This is a genomic window from Leuconostoc sp. BM2 (genome assembly GCF_002095565.1).
In the GTDB taxonomy this organism is placed as follows: Bacteria; Bacillota; Bacilli; order Lactobacillales; family Lactobacillaceae; genus Leuconostoc; species Leuconostoc falkenbergense.
This window is the reverse complement of sequence record NZ_MOWQ01000142.1, coordinates 1-239: the sequence shown is the minus strand read 5'-3', so window position 1 is coordinate 239 and position 239 is coordinate 1. Positions and strand designations below refer to the sequence as shown.

The window sequence follows — 239 nt, the reverse complement described above, 5'->3', positions numbered from 1 at the left end:
AAAAGTTTCCCATTTTGTGTGAAATGCTATGAAATACAGTGCAACGTTTTTCATAAGAAAAGGCGCTACATCAAGGTTTTTGAAACCTTATGCAACGCCATGAAATACCTAGTAGCGCTAGAGGGAGTCGAACCCTCGATTTCGGCCTGAGAAGCCGACGTCTTAACCACTTGACCATAGCGCCATAACAAATATTAAGTATACCGAAAAAAATGCCTCTCGTCAACATGTTTTTACAG

At 40.6% G+C, this 239-nt stretch carries 1 tRNA gene; it reads right to left on the bottom strand.

Annotated elements, in window-relative coordinates:
- Positions 1-112: 112 nt before the first annotated feature.
- Positions 113-184, bottom strand: a tRNA-Glu gene (locus tag BMG01_RS10870).
- Positions 185-239: the final 55 nt, after the last annotated feature.